This window comes from Lactobacillus sp. UMNPBX12 (assembly GCF_002553955.1).
In the GTDB taxonomy this organism is placed as follows: domain Bacteria; phylum Bacillota; class Bacilli; order Lactobacillales; family Lactobacillaceae; genus Lactobacillus; species Lactobacillus crispatus.
In genome coordinates this window covers 1-719 of sequence record NZ_PCYY01000067.1, presented here as the reverse complement: position 1 = coordinate 719, position 719 = coordinate 1, and the positions used below count along the sequence as shown (strand labels likewise).

Below are 719 nucleotides of genomic sequence, written 5' to 3'. Positions count from 1 at the left end.
CCTTACATGTCTGTTTTTAAGCTCTCGTCGCATCTCTCGAAGCGACTTTATTAATTTACCTTATTTTCTCTGCTTTGGCAAGTCTTGCTCTTCGTTCGGGTTCTTCACGATACACTAGGTAGTGTTGTAATATATTCTCCTTTATCTTTGCATTAAATTAAAAAGTATTTTATTCTCTCAAATCTAATTATTCGAAAATTGTGGGTTTTCATCCCTGAAACCATGCAAAATTAATTTAAATTTTTTTACTTTTTTTGCAAAATCACGTAAATATTCTACTATTCAAATCAAAATTCCATTGCAATGATCAATTTCATGCTGAATCGTTTCAGCTATAAAGTCACCAAAAGTTTGCGTTACTGTTTCTAACTCCATATTCTGATAAGTAACAGTAATTTCTTCATAGCGCTGAACATTACGCTCGCCTTCTAGTGACAGACATCCCTCACTAGCAAGATACATCTGCTTTTTTTGAATAATACGCGGATTCAGCATTACAAATGGAAGCGGGCCAGCATAAAACGCAATAATTTGTTTAGTCTGACCAATCATATTTGCAGCCAGCCCCGCAGCTTTCCCACGATTAGCTAGTAGCGTATCACGCAAGTTTATCGCAACTTGTAAATCATTTTTGCCAGCTAAATCAGATTTTTGTCTTAAAAATGGTTCAGTATAAATTCTTGTGTAAATAGAAATTAGATAACAAAAAAAGAAGGGTT

1 protein-coding gene is annotated in these 719 nt (G+C 34.2%); it reads right to left on the bottom strand.

Features of this window, described 5'->3' with window-relative positions; genetic code table 11:
• Positions 1–282 precede the first annotated feature (282 nt).
• Positions 283–696 carry a peptide deformylase gene (locus CP363_RS10495; protein ID WP_098036227.1) on the bottom strand — a complete coding sequence of 138 codons (414 nt, stop codon included), beginning with the start codon at positions 694–696 and terminating at the stop codon, positions 283–285.
• Between the last annotated feature and the right edge of the window lie 23 nt (positions 697–719).